Source organism: Streptomyces sp. NPDC055013 (genome assembly GCF_053608645.1).
Genome location: NZ_JBSGVW010000003.1, coordinates 142,876 through 156,843, shown reverse-complemented (window position 1 = coordinate 156,843; position 13,968 = coordinate 142,876). Strand labels below are relative to the sequence as shown.

The window sequence follows — 13,968 nt, the reverse complement described above, 5'->3', positions numbered from 1 at the left end:
GCACACGTGCGCGGTCGTTATGTTCCGCTATATGTCGCGTCATTCCAGGGGAAACCGGGCACCGTCATCGCATCGCCGCGGGCCGAAGCACAGAAGAATCCGTCTGATCGCCCTCGCGTCCGTCGCGGCGGCCGCGGTCGCCCTGCCGCTGGCCTGGGCGGCCGCAGGCCAGGTCGTCGAAGCGGGCCGCGCCGCCGTGGGGGCGCCCGCGCGTGATGCCGTACGGTCCTCCCCGCCCGCCCCGAAGGACGGCACCGTACGTCCGTCCCCTCGCGGCGACGCCAAGGCGCCGTCGGCCGCTGACACCGGCACCCCGCTGCTGCTCGACCTCGGCCTTGCCACCGCCGTCCGCTGCGGTCCCGAACTCACCTCGCCCGAGGGCATCGAGGCGCAGACCTGTGTCCTCACGCAGGGCGAGGACACCTGGGCGCGCACCTACTTCCGCAATGCGACCGGCGGCGCGCTGGACTCCGTGCTGAGCCTCATGGGGCCCGGGGGACGCACGTTGCAGATGCGCTGCGCCGTGGGCGCCGAGGACGAGCCGGGGACCTGCGAGACGCCCCGGGAGCGCACGCGGGGAGATGCGGGCGCCTACACGGCCGTCACGGAGTTCGCCGAGCGGGCCGGGGGCGGGGCGCTGTTGCTGCGTTCCGCGAGCAACTCCGCACCCGGCAATTCCGGCGCGAGCACGGGCCGTTGACATGTGACGTCATTCCGTAAAGGTCTGCGCACATGGAAAGACCCGGTTGCTGGCGACGGGGGATGCACCAGCAACCGGGCTAATGGAACGGTAACAAGAGATCGGCGGTTCGCAAATTCGATCCGGGCTTTCCAGTCACGGATTCCCTTGCTCCGCATGGGAGTTGTGATCGGATTCACCCCTCCCGAGGGGGGCCGTGCGGCTGAACGGTCGTTCAGCCGCACCCGATCCGCGCGTCGCCCGTCAGCTGAGCGTGACCTGCCGGTTGGTCAGGCCGCCACGCGCGCGACGCTCGTCCGCGGTGAGCGGGGCGTCCGTGGCCAGGGCCGCGGCGAGGCGCTCGGCGAACTCGGCGGCCGGCTTCTCGACGTCCTCCGCTCCGACACCGCTCGGCAGGTCCCAGACCGGCACGGTGAGGCCGTGAGCGCGGAAGGAGCCCACGAGACGGGTGCCTTCGCCGAGGTTCGACTTCCCTGCCGCGTGCAGCCGCGCGAGAGCGTCCAGAAGCTGCTCCTCGGGGTGCGGCATGACCCAGCGCAGGTGGTTCTTGTCCGGCGTCTCGCACCAGTAGGCGGCGTCCACGCCGGTGAGCTTGACGGTGGGGATGGCCGCGGCGTTGGCCCGCTCCAGGGAGGCGGCCACCTCCGGAGTGGCGTTCTCCGCGTCCGGGACCCAGAACTCGAAGCCGGAGTGGACAACTGGCTCGAAGGCGCCCTCGGGGTCGAGCAGATCCTGCAGCCGCGGACCGTCGGCCGGGGCGCGGCGGCCCTGGACCGGGGTGCCGGGCTGCGCGGTGAGCGCCTGCTGGAGGGTGTCGGCGAGATCGCGGCTGATGTCGCCCGACGCCGTGTCGTTCTGCAGGCCGAGCAGGACCGAGCCGTCGTCGCGGCGCAGGGCCGGCCAGGCCATCGGCAGCACCGTGGCCAGCGTGACGGACGGGACACCCTCGGGGAGGCCGCCCTTCAGGGGCAGTTCGACGGTGGCGGCGGGCACCAGCTCGCGCAGGGCCACCCAGTCGCACTCGCCCGGCAGCCCGTCGAACGGGCGCTGCACCAGCTCGGTCACCGCATGCGCGGCCGACCGGCCATGACAGGCCTTGTAGCGGCGGCCGCTGCCGCAGGGGCAGGGCTCGCGTGCGCCGACGACCGGGACCTCGCCGTCGATGATCTGCGGGCGCTTTGCCTTGGTCTGGGGTCGCTTCTTGGCCATCGTGGGTGTCTCCCGGTTACGGCTCGTCTCGTACGGGCGCGAGCCTAGCCGTTCACGCCATGGTCGACGGGAGGCTGTGGACAACCCACGGGTCGCGCCGGGAGTGAGGGCGCTTCGCGGCGGAGGCGGAACGCCGGTCGAAACCGATGTGTCCGGTTCTGTTTCCCTCGGTTCCCTCAGCCCTGGGCAGTTGCTTCAGTGCTGTGCCGTCCCGTCAGTCCCATGTGGTTACTTCGGCCCGTGCAGTCGCTTCAGCCCCGTGCCTTCAGTCCAGATCGTCGAAGGCGTCCGCGAAGTCGAGGCCGGATATCGCGCCCACGGTCGGCGCTGCGACGCGCGTAGCGAAATCGTCGCGGCGGTGCCCGGCATCCGGATCATGAACGTCGTCGTGGACCACGACCCAGACCGTGACCTCGCCGCGAGCGTCGTCCCGTACGCCCCAGTCGTCGGCCAGCGCGGTGATGATGTTGAGCCCGCGGCCGCCGTGCGCGGTGACCGAGGGCGTGGCCGGAGCAGGGCGAGTGGGTCCGCCGCCGTCCGTCACCTCCAGCGTGAGCCTGCCGCCCGCCTCCATGCGCCATGCGGCACGGACGTCGCCGTCCCCGGACAGCGCGTCACCCAGCGGTCGGCCGTGTTTGCACGCGTTGCTCAAGAGTTCGGAAAGAATCAGTACGGCATCGTCGATGACCGATTCCGCCACGCCGCCCCTGCGCAACTGAGAGCGCATACGGTGCCGCGCTTTCCCCACGCCCGCAGGACCATGGGGAACGGCCATGCTCGACGACGTGGGCACCTCCTGTGCCACCACCAACGCCACCCCCGAGACCTCCTTTGCCCCACGCCACGGTGTGGATGCCCCATTGGCCTGTACCGGAAACCGGCCAACCAAGGTCCGGGGACGCATTCAGAACGATCGAATACGGACCGAACGCGCCGGAGCACTCCCTGTAATCGGGATGGCTGGAATTCGTAGGTGTGGCCGAGAGTGGAGGATGGCGCTGGAGGGGGTCAGGGGTCAAGGGTTTGCGCAGGGGTTGAAGGGGTTTTAGGGGTTTCCCCATGTATCCCCGGGTATCCCCGTGTGTCAGCGGCCGAGCTGGTGCAGCACCGCGCGCGGGCGGTTGGTGATGATGGCGTCGACGCCCAGCTCGACACAGAGGTCGACATCCTGCGGCTCATTCACGGTCCAGACGTGCACTTGGTGACCGGCCCGCTTCAGGCGCTCCACGTAGGCAGGGTGACTGCGCACGATCCGGATCGAGGGGCCCGCGATGTGGACGCCGGCGGGCAGGCGTCCGTCCCGCAGCCTCGGTGAGACGAACTGCATCAGATAGACCGTGGGCAGTGTGGGCGAGGCGGCGCGCACGCGATGCAGCGAGCGCGCGGAGAAGCTCATGACGCGCACCGGGGACTCGGCGGCCGAAGGGGGCGCGTCGAGTCCGAACCGCTTCAGCAGAAGCAGCAGCCGTTCCTCGACCTGCCCCGCCCACCTGGTCGGATGCTTGGTCTCGATCGCCAGTTCCACGCGCCGCCCCGCGTCGGCGACGAGCTCCAGCAGTCGTTCCAGAGTGAGTACGGAGGTGTCCTCGGGGTCCTCCGGCCGGACCTCCCAGTCCGGCTCCTCGGCGCGGTTCTTCCACGAGTCGCGGTTCTTGCGGGAGCCGAAGTCCAGGGCGGCGAGTTCGGCGAGTTCCAGCGCCGAGACCGCGCCGCGGCCGTTGGACGTACGGTTGACGCGACGGTCGTGGACGCATACGAGGTGACCGTCGGCGGTGAGGCGTACGTCGCACTCAAGGGCGTCCGCACCGTCCTCGATGGCCTTCTTGTACGCGGCCAGGGTGTGCTCGGGGGCGTCCTCGGAGGCTCCGCGATGGGCGACGACTCGGATCTGCTGCTGCCGTGCGTGGGTCACCGCGTCATGGTGCCACCGAGCGGGGGTAGGCGTGGGACCGGAGGAGTCGTGAAGACGCTCGGATTGTGCATGTTTAGTCTCACATGACCTATATAAAGAATGGCCGTGGACCCACAGCGACCGCTTATGGTGCTCTGACGGCCCGTGGGAAAAGCTGACGGCATACAAAAAGCCATGCAGAGCTGACATGCAGAGCTGAAGCGCACCGACTGCCGACAATTACTGGCCAGCGTGAACGGGCGTGACCGAGTGCGACCGATATCAACAGCCGTGGATCGAGGAGAGAAGCTGTGAGCACCGAGAACGAGGGCGCCGCGGTACCCCCGGCCCCGTCCGCACCCCCCGTGCCGGTGGATGCTCCTGCTGCTCCGGCGTCCCAGGAGCGCCCGGCTCCCGAGGGCGGTGACGCTCCGACCGCCGCGATCCCGCCGGTGCCGAGTGATGCCCCGGCGGCCTCGACCGGTACCGAGCCTTACGCCCACGCGGCCTCCGACGGCTCTCAGCAGCCTGCCGCCGAGGGCGCGTCGAACGGAGCCCAGCAGCCGGCCCCGGCCCCTGCCTCTGCTCCTGCTCCTGCTCCGCAGAGCTCGGCCCCCGACGCGTCGTGGCCGCCCCCGCCGCCGCCCGGCACACCGCCGTACGCCGACGGCGGCGCCACCGCGGGTGGTGCCGGTGCGGGTGGCTTCGGTGCCGGTGGTTTCGGTGCGGGCTCCGGCTGGGGTGCGACCTACCAGGAGCCGGCGCCGAAGTCCGGCCGCGGGCGGGGCGGACTGCTCGCCGGGGTCCTCATCGCCGCGCTGGTCGCGGGCGGTCTGGGTGGCGGTCTCGGCTACACCCTGGCCAAGAACAACGAGAACACCTCCTCGACGACCGTCTCCGCCCCCGACAGCGGCGGCTCCGTCAAGCGTGACCCGGGCACCGTCGCGGGCGTGACCGCCAAGGCGCTGCCGAGCACCGTCACCATCCAGGCGGAGAGCAGCGGCGGCGAGGGCGGCACGGGCACCGGCTTCGTCTTCGACACCGAGGGCCACATCGTCACCAACAACCACGTGGTGGCCGACGCGGTCGACGGCGGCAAGCTCACGGCGACCTTCGCGAACGGCAAGAAGTACGACGCGGAGGTCGTGGGCAACGCGCAGGGCTACGACGTCGCGGTCATCAAGCTCAAGAGCGCCCCGTCGGACCTCAAGCCGCTCACGCTGGGCGACTCGGACAAGGTGGCCGTCGGCGACTCGACGATCGCGATCGGCGCCCCCTTCGGCCTCTCCAACACGGTCACCACCGGCATCATCAGCGCCAAGAACCGCCCGGTGGCCTCCAGCGACGGCACCGGCAGCAACGCCTCGTACATGAGCGCCCTGCAGACGGACGCCTCGATCAACCCCGGCAACTCCGGCGGCCCGCTGCTGGACGCGCAGGGCAACGTCATCGGCATCAACTCCGCGATCCAGTCCGCCGCCAACGGCCTCGGCGGCACCAGCCAGTCCGGCTCGATCGGCCTCGGCTTCGCCATCCCGATCAACCAGGCCAAGTACGTCGCCCAGCAGCTGATCAAGACCGGTAAGCCGGTGTACGCCAAGATCGGCGCCTCCGTCTCCCTGGAGGACACCACCGACGGAGCCAAGATCACCGAGCAGGGCGCCAGCGGCTCGGACGCGGTCGAGGCGGGCGGTCCCGCCGCCAAGGCCGGCCTCAAGCCCGGCGACGTCATCATCAAGCTCGACGACCGGGTGATCGACTCCGGCCCGACCCTGATCGGCGAGATCTGGACCCACAAGCCCGGCGACAAGGTCACGATCACCTACGAACGGGGCAGCCAGTCCCGCACGGTCGACCTGACCCTGGGCTCCCGCACGGGCGACAGCTGACACCGACGGCGACGCACGCGTACGACCGGCTGCGCCTGACCAACCACTCCTGACGGCGGAGCCATTGGGCCCCGTGCGGACCACGCACCCCGCGCACCCTGCGCGGCCGGTAGGCTGTAGCCGCTCCGCCCCAGGTGGGCGGGGCGAGGTGGGTTGCCCGAGCGGCCTAAGGGAACGGTCTTGAAAACCGTCGTGGCGCGAGTCACCGTGGGTTCAAATCCCACACCCACCGCACTTGAATGGCCCCTGACCTGTGTGTTTGGTCGGGGGCTGTTCTCATGTCCGGCCCCGTTACCGCCCGGTGTTCCCCGTTGTTTCCCGCTTGATCGGGCGCGGCTGGGGCACGGTTGCCCGATCATCTGGACGGTTCCGGTGTGCGGCGCATCTGAGTAGCCGTGCTCATGTGCAGTGCCAGCCACGACAGCAGGCTGAGTGACATGAGTTCAACGGGACGTAACCAGCAGACCGGATGGTGGTGGGCATGAGGCCCGGGGGTGAGCCATCGACCGGCGAGCAGGTTGGGGTCAGCGTGGCGCTACTCGTCATCGACCTGGCCGTCATCGCTTGGTTGGTGTTCCGCTACGGGATGACGGGCTGGGCCGACAGTTACGACCAAGGCAATCCGCCCAGTGCGCCCAAGGAAGCGTTACGGGGAATGTGGCTCCTGGCCGGCGGTGCGGTCGTCACAGGCGGTGGTCTCCTTGTCCTGGGCTGGCGTATTCCGGGCGTCGTGCAACTGGTTGTCCTGGGAGTCGGAGCAGGACTGCTCGCCTGCTTCGCCGCCCGTGGATAGCGCGCCTCTGCCAAGCCACCTCAACCCACCACTCACCCCAGCTCCCATCCCGTCTGCCGTCGACCCACACACCGTGGAGGGTGCTCGAAGCGTCAGCACGGGTGGTAGAAGATCAAGTTGATCCGTCCTGCGCAGCAAGGTCGGGAACGTCAGTCGCTCTGTGTTCCCAACGGCCAAAGAGAAGTGCGCGACACCGTGGCTGCGACGCCCACACCCACCGTGCACAAGACGGCCTCTGACCAGGTGAAACGATCAGGCCTCCGGGCAGCGCATCTCGATCTCTGCAACGGGCACTCGGACATTGCTGCCGCCCAAGGAGGTCCGATGCCCCCGACCGTCTCGATCGCCTACAAGGGGCTCGACTCAATGCCCACTTGGTTTGTCGTCGTGGTCGCGGTGCTGGCTACGCTCGGGATCGTCCTGGCCTATCGGCGGGGGCGTTGACGGTTCCCAGCGTCCCCCGCCGGAGGCGCGCTGTGAGCGTTGGCGTCTGGCGTGCTGCGCGGCGAATTGCGGTGCCGACGGGTTCAGGACTTCTTCGCCGCGGTCCGCTTCGCGGGGGCGGTGGTTCGCCTCGCAGGGGTCCGCTTCGCAGTGGCCCCCTTTGCAGCGGTCCGCTTTGTAGTTCTGCCGCCGCCGGTGCCGGTTCGGCCGGGACTGGCCGGCCCGCTCTTTCGACCGCCCTCGGCCTTCTCCGTGCCTTCCGTCGCCGATGACGACTTGGTCCGGCCGGCCGATGTGATCGGCCACTTGAGCTCAATCTCGAGTTCGATCTCCCCATCCTCGACCTCGAACTCGATCTCGCTGTGAAGGTCGGCGGGGATCCGCAGGCTCAACTTCCAGGGGTCGATTTCCAGTTCGGCTTCCCCGCCCTGCCGCAAGGCGGCCGCGAGCGCCGCGAGCTGATCAGCCGCCTCCAGGCGGGACAGGGTGCGCTTCTGCTCAAACTTGAGGTCCGTCATGGCGTCTCCGATCCGATCCAGCGCACGAAACACCCGGTAATGCCCATTCTGGGGGCGCGGGCCGAGTTGGACATCTCGTGGCGGCACGCACGGAAAGTCCAGGTCAGACGTCAGCCCGACTCGCCCGCAGCAGTCTCAACTGGCCGATCTCCGCGGCGTTCTTCATCAGCTCGGCGTTCACCCAGCCGAGCTTGTGGGCGACGGTGTGCTGCGGGTCGTCCGGCCACGGGAACGGAGCCGTGGCGTCCAGGTCCGTGTCGTCGAGCCCCTCCAGGGCCGCCAGCCAGTCGCTGTGCAGGTCACGCAGCCAAGCGACGGTTGCCGGGGCCGTCGCCGGGCCACGTGACGTCGGTCCGCTCCCGGGGTGCGCGTCCCCGCAGATGGTCCCTGGCCACGCTCCACCACCAGCCGATGTGCCAGCCGACCCAGGCGATCGTCGATACCGGGACGGGGTCGGGCTCGGTCTCCGCCCAGTCCGGCACCCAGGTGCCGTCAGCGGCCCGGCGCATCGTCCAGCAGTACGGCCCGGGTTCCCACGGGAAGTCCTCGGGCCGGAGCCGGTCGAGGTGGTACTCGAACAGCGCCCAGGTCGGATCCAACTGCCGGCGCAACAGCTCACGACGGGAAACGCTCATCGGCCGACCTCGGCACAGGAGCTCCCCCGCGGGGCAAGCGCATCTCTCCACCCCACGTCAGCCCGGGGGCGCTGCCTTCAGGGGCCGTAGCACGCGAGAGGTCGTCGGGCGTGAGAGGTCGTAGGGCGTGAGAGGTCGTAGCGCGTGAGAACTCTGAGCACGCTGAAGATCGCAGAGCGCTAGAGCTCGTAGTCCCGCGCCAGCCCCTCCCAATCCACCTCTCGCAGCGCATCCTCCGCATCGCAGCCGTACGGCACGTGCGGGGTCGGCTGGAACCAGATGATCGTGAGGGCGGAGCGGTGCAGGACCGGGTCGTGGTCGCGGTCGAGGGCCGTGGAGTGGAAGGCGCCGATGCAGGCCACGGAGGGCAGTACCTCGACCGGGCCGAACGCGCCCGCGTACTGGTCGGGATACTCGCGCGGCGGCGGCACGAGGTGCACCGGCACGGAGGGGCGGGCGCGTTCCGCGGCGTGGAAGAGGCCCTTGATCGCCATGTCGTTGACCAGCTTGCACGGATACCCCTCCAGCATTCCGCCGTACGTCGAGGAGAGCCGCAGCTCGGAGAGGTCGAGCGAGCGGCCGGACGTCAGGACGACGTGGGTCAGCGACATGGTCGGCACTTTACGGCGGTGGTGCATCGAGCTCCCGTGCATTTTCGAGGCATCGGTCGAGCGGCTGTGCCCGTCAGGGCCGGTGTCCGGTCATCCGCGCCGCCGACGCGATCGTCGCGCGGGCCTCGCGTTCGGTCAGGCCGGTGTTGAGCGCCGCCTCGACAAGGGGGTCGACGAGGGCGGCGCCGATGCCGTCCTCGTAGGCCCGGCAGGCGGCCCAGAACAGGCGGGTGTTGCGCTGGCCCTCGTGGGCGGCGAGCACGAACTGGACGAGCCCCTGGCCGTGGCCGCCGGCCGATGGGGGCGTGAGGTGGTGCGTACGGGGCGGGGGGAGCAGAAGGCGGAGGAGGGCGCGCGGGCAGGGCGCGGGGGTTATGTGGGAGGTGCCGGGAGCGGTGCTGTAGGTGCCGTGGTCGGTGCGGGAGCCGGGGCCGACGAGGTAGCCGCCGGCGCCCCGGATGTCGATGCCGGGTGCGAGGCGGCCCGCCGAGTTGGGGACGACGACGTCGGCCGGGCCGGTCAGCCAGAGGTGGCGGCCGCCACTGGGGGTCAGGACGACCACCGTGGGCGGAATGGTGAACAGATGGCGCAGTGCCAGTTCGCGCAGGGCGGCGGAGGAGTCCGTACCGGATTTGGTGTCGAGGTCGATGCCGATCAGATGGTGCGGGGGCAGGCCGCAGGCGATGCCGTAGCCCGTGGCCCAGGGTGCGGCGGCGAAGAGTTCGCGGATGCGGGCCGGGTCGGTGGAGGCGTCATAGACCCCGTGCCCGAAACGGCCGCACTCGCCGTGGCAGGGCGCGGGATCGGGGTCGTCGCGGTGCGGGGAGCGCAGGGCCGGGAGCTTCGTCCGGGACAGGGGGATGACGGCCAGGCCGCGCTCGGCGGCTGACAGGGCGTGTGCGAGGGCCAGCGTCGTGGCCTGCCGGTCGGTGGTGGCCATGCCTCTATGTTCGTACGTGTGTTCGAAAAAAGAAAGAGGCGGAGGGTGTGACTCGCCGGGCGACGCGCCGGTCGGCGGGGATTGGCCGGAAGTGCGCCGGAACCTTTCCTCCCTTGTGGGGCTTGGGGCGGAGGTGACCGTACTGCCCTGTCTTGGGAGTTGGAAGTGGCGAAAGGGGTTTATCGACTTGTCATCACGCTTCAGGGCGAATAGGGGCTTCCGGGGTGGTTCGCCGGGGATTCGGTGGGCAACTCTGATCTCGCGACGTCGTGCAGAACTCCGGGGCGGTCGGCCAACTGCCCTGGAACGAGCAGTACTTCATGCACCACCAATGCGTCCGGCGGGGAGCCTGGACGCACCTGTTCTGGAGGAACAAACATGGCAAGCATCCGTACCGCCCGCGTCATCGCCGCCGTCTCCGCACTCCCGCTGGCCGCCGCCCTTTTCACCGGCGTCGCGACGGCGGACAACGGCGCCTTCGCGGACGACGGATCCAGCGCGGCCGTCACGAACGCCGCTCAGGGCCTCATCGGCAGCGGGGTCGGCGACGACAACTCCGGCAACTCGTCCACCACCCAGCAGCAGGCGACCGGCTCCGGCGCCTCGAACCAGAGCAACACGGCCCAGGTCAACGGCTCCGCGTTCACCTCCGTCAACCAGGGCAACGACAACACGTCCGTCAACTTCACGCCGCTCTGGTGGTGAGCTGAGGGGGCCGGTGCCCCGTGCTCAGGCACCGGCCCCCTCGAACTGTGTGGGGTGTGCTCTGTGGGTGCAACGCGTCTGCGCGGCGGTACTTCGGTACCGCCGCGCAGGCGTTTTTCCACGGCCTTGACAGTGTGTCGTATCTGACGGACAGTCAGAAACCTTCGTGGGGCCCAGGAAACCTTCGTGGGGTCTCGTGGACGTTCCCGAGAAGTGGTGGGAACCGGATCGGCGGTCGCGGTGTACCAGAAGTGTCAGTGCGATGCGCCGAGGGGCGATGAGGACGAGGGGGCGACGGTGAGCTACGAGCCGGTGGTGAGCCATGAGGTGAAAGCGGGCGACGAGTTCGAGACGCGGCTCAAGGCCTACGAGGGGCGACGCGCCGCCGTGGCCCGTGCGGGCAGGGATCCCGTCAACGCGCCCATGATCCGGCACTGGTGCGAAGCGATGGGTGACGCCAACCCGGCGTACTCGGGACCGGACGCCATCGCACCGCCCACCATGCTCCAGGCATGGACCATGAGTGGTCTCGTCGGCCATACGGGACGCACGCACGCGTACGACGACCTGCTCGGCCTGCTCGACGAGGCGGGCTTCACCTCGGTGGTCGCCACGGACTGCGAGCAGGAGTATCCACGGCCACTGCGGCCGGGGGACGAGATCACCTTCGACTCGGTGATCGAGTCGATCTCGGAGAAGAAGACGACGAAGCTTGGCACGGGGTACTTCGTCACCACCCGCATGGACATCCGCGTCGGCCCCGACCTCGCAGGCACCCACCGCTTCCGCATCCTCAAGTACGCGCCCATAGGTCGGGCAGGGCGGGAGCAGCCATCACAGCCGGACCGGCGACAGAAGCCCGCACGCCCCCGCCCTGTCGTCAGCCGTGACAACGCCGGCTTCTGGGAGGGCGTGGAGCAGCACAGACTGCTCATCCAGCGCTGTATCGGCTGCGGCGCCCTGCGCCACCCCTGGCTGCCCGGCTGCAACGCCTGCGGCGGGCTGGACTGGGACACGGTCGAGGCGAGTGGCGAGGGGACCGTCTATTCGTACGTCGTGATGCACCACCCGCCGTTCCCCGCCTTCGACCCTCCCTACGCGGTCGGCCTGATCGAACTGGCCGAGGGTGTGCGGATGATCGGCAACGTGCTGGGGGTGCCGTACGACAAGGTGCGGATCGGGCTGCCGGTGCGGCTGGAGTTCCATGAGTACGAGGAGGAGTCGGTGCTGCCGGTCTGGCGCTGTCGGGAGGCCGAGGAGATGCAGGGGGCGGACACATGACGGACGGCGAGGGAGTGACGGGGAGGCGCATGCCGTGCGGTGAGGGCGTCAGGGGGAGGCACATGAGGGCCGGTGACGAACTGCCTCCGCTGGAGGTCCCGATCACCCGCACGCTGATCGTCGCCGGCGCCATCGCCTCACGCGACTACCAGGACGTGCACCACGACGCGGAGCTGGCCCGCCAGAAGGGCTCCCCCGACATCTTCATGAACATCCTGACGACGAACGGCCTGGTCGGCCGCTACATCACCGACCACTTCGGACCGAGAGCCGTCCTGCGCAAGGTGGCCATACGGCTCGGGGCACCCAACTACCCGGGAGACACGATGGTGTTGACGGGCAGGATCGAGGAAGTCGACGGCGGCACGGCCACGGTCCGGGTGACCGGCGCGAACGGCATCGGCAAGCACGTGACCGGGACGGTGACGGTGACCGTGCCGGAGGACCCGGCATGAGCGTGCGGGCGCGGGACGCCCTCGCCGGGCGGGCGGCGATCGTCGGTGTCGGAGCCACCGAGTTCTCCAAGGACTCTGGGCGCAGCGAGCTGCGGTTGGCGGTGGAAGCGGTGCGGGCCGCGCTGGACGACGCGGGGCTGACGCCGGGGGACGTGGACGGGATGGTGACGTTCACGATGGACACCAGCCCGGAGATCACCGTCGCCCAGGCGTGCGGGATGGGTGAGCTGTCCTTCTTCTCCCGCGTCCACTACGGCGGCGGCGCGGCCTGTGCGACCGTCCAGCAGGCGGCGCTCGCCGTGGCGACGGGGATCGCGGAGGTGGTGGTCTGCTACCGGGCCTTCAACGAGCGGTCGGGGCGACGCTTCGGCTCGGGAGTGCAGCACCGGGAGCCGTCGGCGGAGGGCGTGGCGCTCGGCTGGTCGCTACCGTTCGGGCTGCTCACACCCGCCTCCTGGGTGGCGATGGCGGCGCAGCGGTATCTGCACACCTACGGGCTGACGCCGGAGGCGTTCGGACATGTGGCGGTCATGGACCGCAAGTACGCCGCGACCAACCCGGCTGCGTACTTCCACGGCAGACCCATCACCGTCGCCGACCACGCGGCCTCGCGCTGGATCGTCGAGCCGCTGCGGCTGCTGGACTGCTGCCAGGAGACGGACGGCGGTCAGGCGATCGTCGTCACGTCCATCGACCGTGCCCGTGACCTGCCCCACCCGCCGGCCGTCATAGCGGCCGCGGCCCAGGGCGCCGGCCGCGGGCAGGAGCAGATGACGAGCTTCTACCGGGACGACCTCACCGGCCTGCCGGAGACGGCCGTGGTGGCGCGGCAGCTGTGGCGGACCGCGGGGCTGGGGCCGGGGGAGATCGACGTCGGGATTCTTTACGACCACTTCACTCCTTTCGTCCTGATGCAGCTGGAGGAGTTCGGGTTCTGCGGAAAGGGGGAGGCCGCGGACTTCGTGGCCGAGGAGAGGCTGCCGCTCAACACACACGGGGGGCAGCTCGGGGAGGCGTATCTGCACGGGATGAACGGAATCGCGGAGGGGGTGAGGCAGGTGCAGGGAAGGTCGGTGAATCAGATACCCGGGGCGGAGCGGGTGCTGGTGACGGCGGGGACAGGGGTGCCGACATCGGGGCTGGTCCTGGCCGCCGACGGATGATCGCGGCCTTGCCGCCGACGCTTGACCCTCAGGGGTAATCCCGCAGTATGCGTCCGTCGCTCGTCCACCTTCAGGAGGTGGAGTCAGCCCCACCCCTACAACCTGAGGCGGACGTTGCTTCGGCACCTGCGGCCGATCCGCTGAAGTAGGGGTCGCTCATAGCGTGGAGCCATGACCACACCCGTCTGCACCAGCGCTTCCGACGCCGCGACGCGGTCCTTTCCGAACGCGACGTATCCCTCCTTCACGTCGTACGTGCGGGCCCGCCAGCCGGTGCTGCTGCGTACCGCCCGGTCGCTGACCGCGAACCCGTGCGACGCGGAGGACCTGCTGCAGACCGCGCTCACCAAGACGTATGTGGCCTGGGAGCGCATCGAGGACCACCGCGCCCTCGACGGCTATGTGCGCAGGGCGCTGCTGAACACGCGGACGTCGCAGTGGCGCAAGCGCAAGGTCGACGAGTTCGCCTGCGACGAGTTGCCTGAGCCGGAGCCCACTCCCGGCGGCGACGACCCGGCGGAGCAGCAGGCGCTGCACGACGCCATGTGGCGCGCGATCATGCGGCTCCCGGCGCGGCAGCGGGCGATGGTCGTCCTGCGGTATTACGAGGACCTCAGCGAGGTCCAGACGGCCGAGGTGCTCGGCGTCTCCGTGGGCACGGTCAAGTCGGCGGTGTCGAGAGCCCTCGGGAAGCTGCGCGAGGACCCTGAGCTGATGCTGGTCCGGTAGGACCG

Annotated in this window: 14 protein-coding genes, 1 tRNA gene and 1 pseudogene; 9 read left to right on the top strand and 7 right to left on the bottom strand. The window is 69.8% G+C overall.

Translation table 11 applies throughout. The features are described 5' to 3' along the window. Positions 1-31 precede the first annotated feature (31 nt). Complete coding sequence (locus tag ACWGDB_RS05400; protein WP_453821195.1) at positions 32-700, top strand: hypothetical protein; 669 nt, start codon at positions 32-34, stop codon at positions 698-700. A 243-nt stretch (positions 701-943) separates the two neighbouring features. On the opposite strand, the gene ACWGDB_RS05395 is transcribed toward ACWGDB_RS05400, so the two are convergent. The 3 genes from ACWGDB_RS05395 to ACWGDB_RS05385 form a co-directional block, all read right to left on the bottom strand. Next, a complete protein-coding gene (locus tag ACWGDB_RS05395; RefSeq protein ID WP_453821194.1) occupies positions 944-1,909 on the bottom strand; it encodes a DUF5926 family protein in 966 nt (321 codons plus the stop codon). A gap of 265 nt (positions 1,910-2,174) precedes the next feature. After that, complete coding sequence (locus tag ACWGDB_RS05390; RefSeq protein WP_328880600.1) at positions 2,175-2,813, bottom strand: ATP-binding protein; 639 nt, start codon at positions 2,811-2,813, stop codon at positions 2,175-2,177. 180 nt (positions 2,814-2,993) lie between these two features. Next, positions 2,994-3,821 (bottom strand): glycerophosphodiester phosphodiesterase, encoded by an 828-nt coding sequence (locus ACWGDB_RS05385; protein ID WP_453821193.1) that lies wholly within the window; start codon positions 3,819-3,821, stop codon positions 2,994-2,996. A 290-nt stretch (positions 3,822-4,111) separates the two neighbouring features. On the opposite strand from ACWGDB_RS05385, the gene ACWGDB_RS05380 reads away from it, so the two are divergent. The 3 genes from ACWGDB_RS05380 (at position 4,112) to ACWGDB_RS05370 (ending at position 6,482) form a co-directional block, all read left to right on the top strand. Next, the gene (locus ACWGDB_RS05380; protein ID WP_453821192.1) at positions 4,112-5,689 is read left to right on the top strand and encodes a S1C family serine protease; all 1,578 of its coding nucleotides are present in this window, start codon (positions 4,112-4,114) and stop codon (positions 5,687-5,689) included. Between the two features lie 147 nt (positions 5,690-5,836). Then, positions 5,837-5,921: transfer RNA gene (locus tag ACWGDB_RS05375), tRNA-Ser, on the top strand. 237 nt (positions 5,922-6,158) lie between these two features. Beyond that, positions 6,159-6,482 (top strand): DUF6234 family protein, encoded by a 324-nt coding sequence (locus tag ACWGDB_RS05370; protein ID WP_453821191.1) that lies wholly within the window; start codon positions 6,159-6,161, stop codon positions 6,480-6,482. A gap of 527 nt (positions 6,483-7,009) precedes the next feature. Here the strand turns inward: ACWGDB_RS05370 and ACWGDB_RS05365 are convergent. From ACWGDB_RS05365 to ACWGDB_RS05350, 4 genes and pseudogenes are all read right to left on the bottom strand, one after another. Continuing rightward, complete coding sequence (locus ACWGDB_RS05365) at positions 7,010-7,444, bottom strand: amphi-Trp domain-containing protein (RefSeq protein WP_453821190.1); 435 nt, start codon at positions 7,442-7,444, stop codon at positions 7,010-7,012. Positions 7,445-7,547: 103 nt separating this feature from the next. Next, positions 7,548-8,079, bottom strand: a pseudogene (locus tag ACWGDB_RS05360) (DinB family protein). A gap of 179 nt (positions 8,080-8,258) precedes the next feature. After that, positions 8,259-8,690, bottom strand: coding sequence for a hypothetical protein (locus ACWGDB_RS05355; RefSeq protein ID WP_453821189.1), 432 nt, complete (start codon positions 8,688-8,690; stop codon positions 8,259-8,261). A gap of 73 nt (positions 8,691-8,763) precedes the next feature. Next, positions 8,764-9,630 carry a bifunctional DNA primase/polymerase gene (locus ACWGDB_RS05350; RefSeq protein ID WP_453821188.1) on the bottom strand — a complete coding sequence of 289 codons (867 nt, stop codon included), beginning with the start codon at positions 9,628-9,630 and terminating at the stop codon, positions 8,764-8,766. A gap of 378 nt (positions 9,631-10,008) precedes the next feature. On the opposite strand from ACWGDB_RS05350, the gene ACWGDB_RS05345 reads away from it, so the two are divergent. From ACWGDB_RS05345 to ACWGDB_RS05325, 5 genes are all read left to right on the top strand, one after another. Continuing rightward, positions 10,009-10,335, top strand: coding sequence for a hypothetical protein (locus ACWGDB_RS05345; protein WP_453821187.1), 327 nt, complete (start codon positions 10,009-10,011; stop codon positions 10,333-10,335). A gap of 297 nt (positions 10,336-10,632) precedes the next feature. Then, positions 10,633-11,616 carry a bifunctional MaoC family dehydratase N-terminal/OB-fold nucleic acid binding domain-containing protein gene (locus ACWGDB_RS05340; protein ID WP_453821186.1) on the top strand — a complete coding sequence of 328 codons (984 nt, stop codon included), beginning with the start codon at positions 10,633-10,635 and terminating at the stop codon, positions 11,614-11,616. 62 nt (positions 11,617-11,678) lie between these two features. Beyond that, positions 11,679-12,071 (top strand): MaoC family dehydratase, encoded by a 393-nt coding sequence (locus ACWGDB_RS05335; protein WP_453821185.1) that lies wholly within the window; start codon positions 11,679-11,681, stop codon positions 12,069-12,071. Next, positions 12,068-13,234, top strand: a complete 1,167-nt coding sequence (locus tag ACWGDB_RS05330; RefSeq protein ID WP_453821184.1) for a lipid-transfer protein — start codon at positions 12,068-12,070, stop codon at positions 13,232-13,234. The genes ACWGDB_RS05335 and ACWGDB_RS05330 overlap by 4 nt, the downstream gene beginning before the upstream one ends. A 171-nt stretch (positions 13,235-13,405) precedes the next feature. Beyond that, positions 13,406-13,963 (top strand): SigE family RNA polymerase sigma factor, encoded by a 558-nt coding sequence (locus ACWGDB_RS05325; protein ID WP_383608135.1) that lies wholly within the window; start codon positions 13,406-13,408, stop codon positions 13,961-13,963. The last annotated feature ends 5 nt before the right edge of the window (positions 13,964-13,968 follow it).

Bases quoted from the DNA above. Each gene is read 5' to 3' on its own strand.
- ACWGDB_RS05355 (WP_453821189.1), bottom strand. From the start codon at position 8,690: ATGTCGCTGACCCACGTCGTCCTGACGTCCGGCCGCTCGCTCGACCTC.
- ACWGDB_RS05400 (WP_453821195.1), top strand. From the start codon at position 32: ATGTCGCGTCATTCCAGGGGAAACCGGGCACCGTCATCGCATCGCCGC.
- ACWGDB_RS05335 (WP_453821185.1), top strand. From the start codon at position 11,679: ATGAGGGCCGGTGACGAACTGCCTCCGCTGGAGGTCCCGATCACCCGC.
- ACWGDB_RS05325 (WP_383608135.1), top strand. From the start codon at position 13,406: ATGACCACACCCGTCTGCACCAGCGCTTCCGACGCCGCGACGCGGTCC.
- ACWGDB_RS05350 (WP_453821188.1), bottom strand. From the start codon at position 9,630: ATGGCCACCACCGACCGGCAGGCCACGACGCTGGCCCTCGCACACGCC.
- ACWGDB_RS05370 (WP_453821191.1), top strand. From the start codon at position 6,159: ATGGTGGTGGGCATGAGGCCCGGGGGTGAGCCATCGACCGGCGAGCAG.
- ACWGDB_RS05345 (WP_453821187.1), top strand. From the start codon at position 10,009: ATGGCAAGCATCCGTACCGCCCGCGTCATCGCCGCCGTCTCCGCACTC.
- ACWGDB_RS05365 (WP_453821190.1), bottom strand. From the start codon at position 7,444: ATGACGGACCTCAAGTTTGAGCAGAAGCGCACCCTGTCCCGCCTGGAG.
- ACWGDB_RS05395 (WP_453821194.1), bottom strand. From the start codon at position 1,909: ATGGCCAAGAAGCGACCCCAGACCAAGGCAAAGCGCCCGCAGATCATC.
- ACWGDB_RS05330 (WP_453821184.1), top strand. From the start codon at position 12,068: ATGAGCGTGCGGGCGCGGGACGCCCTCGCCGGGCGGGCGGCGATCGTC.
- ACWGDB_RS05390 (WP_328880600.1), bottom strand. From the start codon at position 2,813: ATGCGTCCCCGGACCTTGGTTGGCCGGTTTCCGGTACAGGCCAATGGG.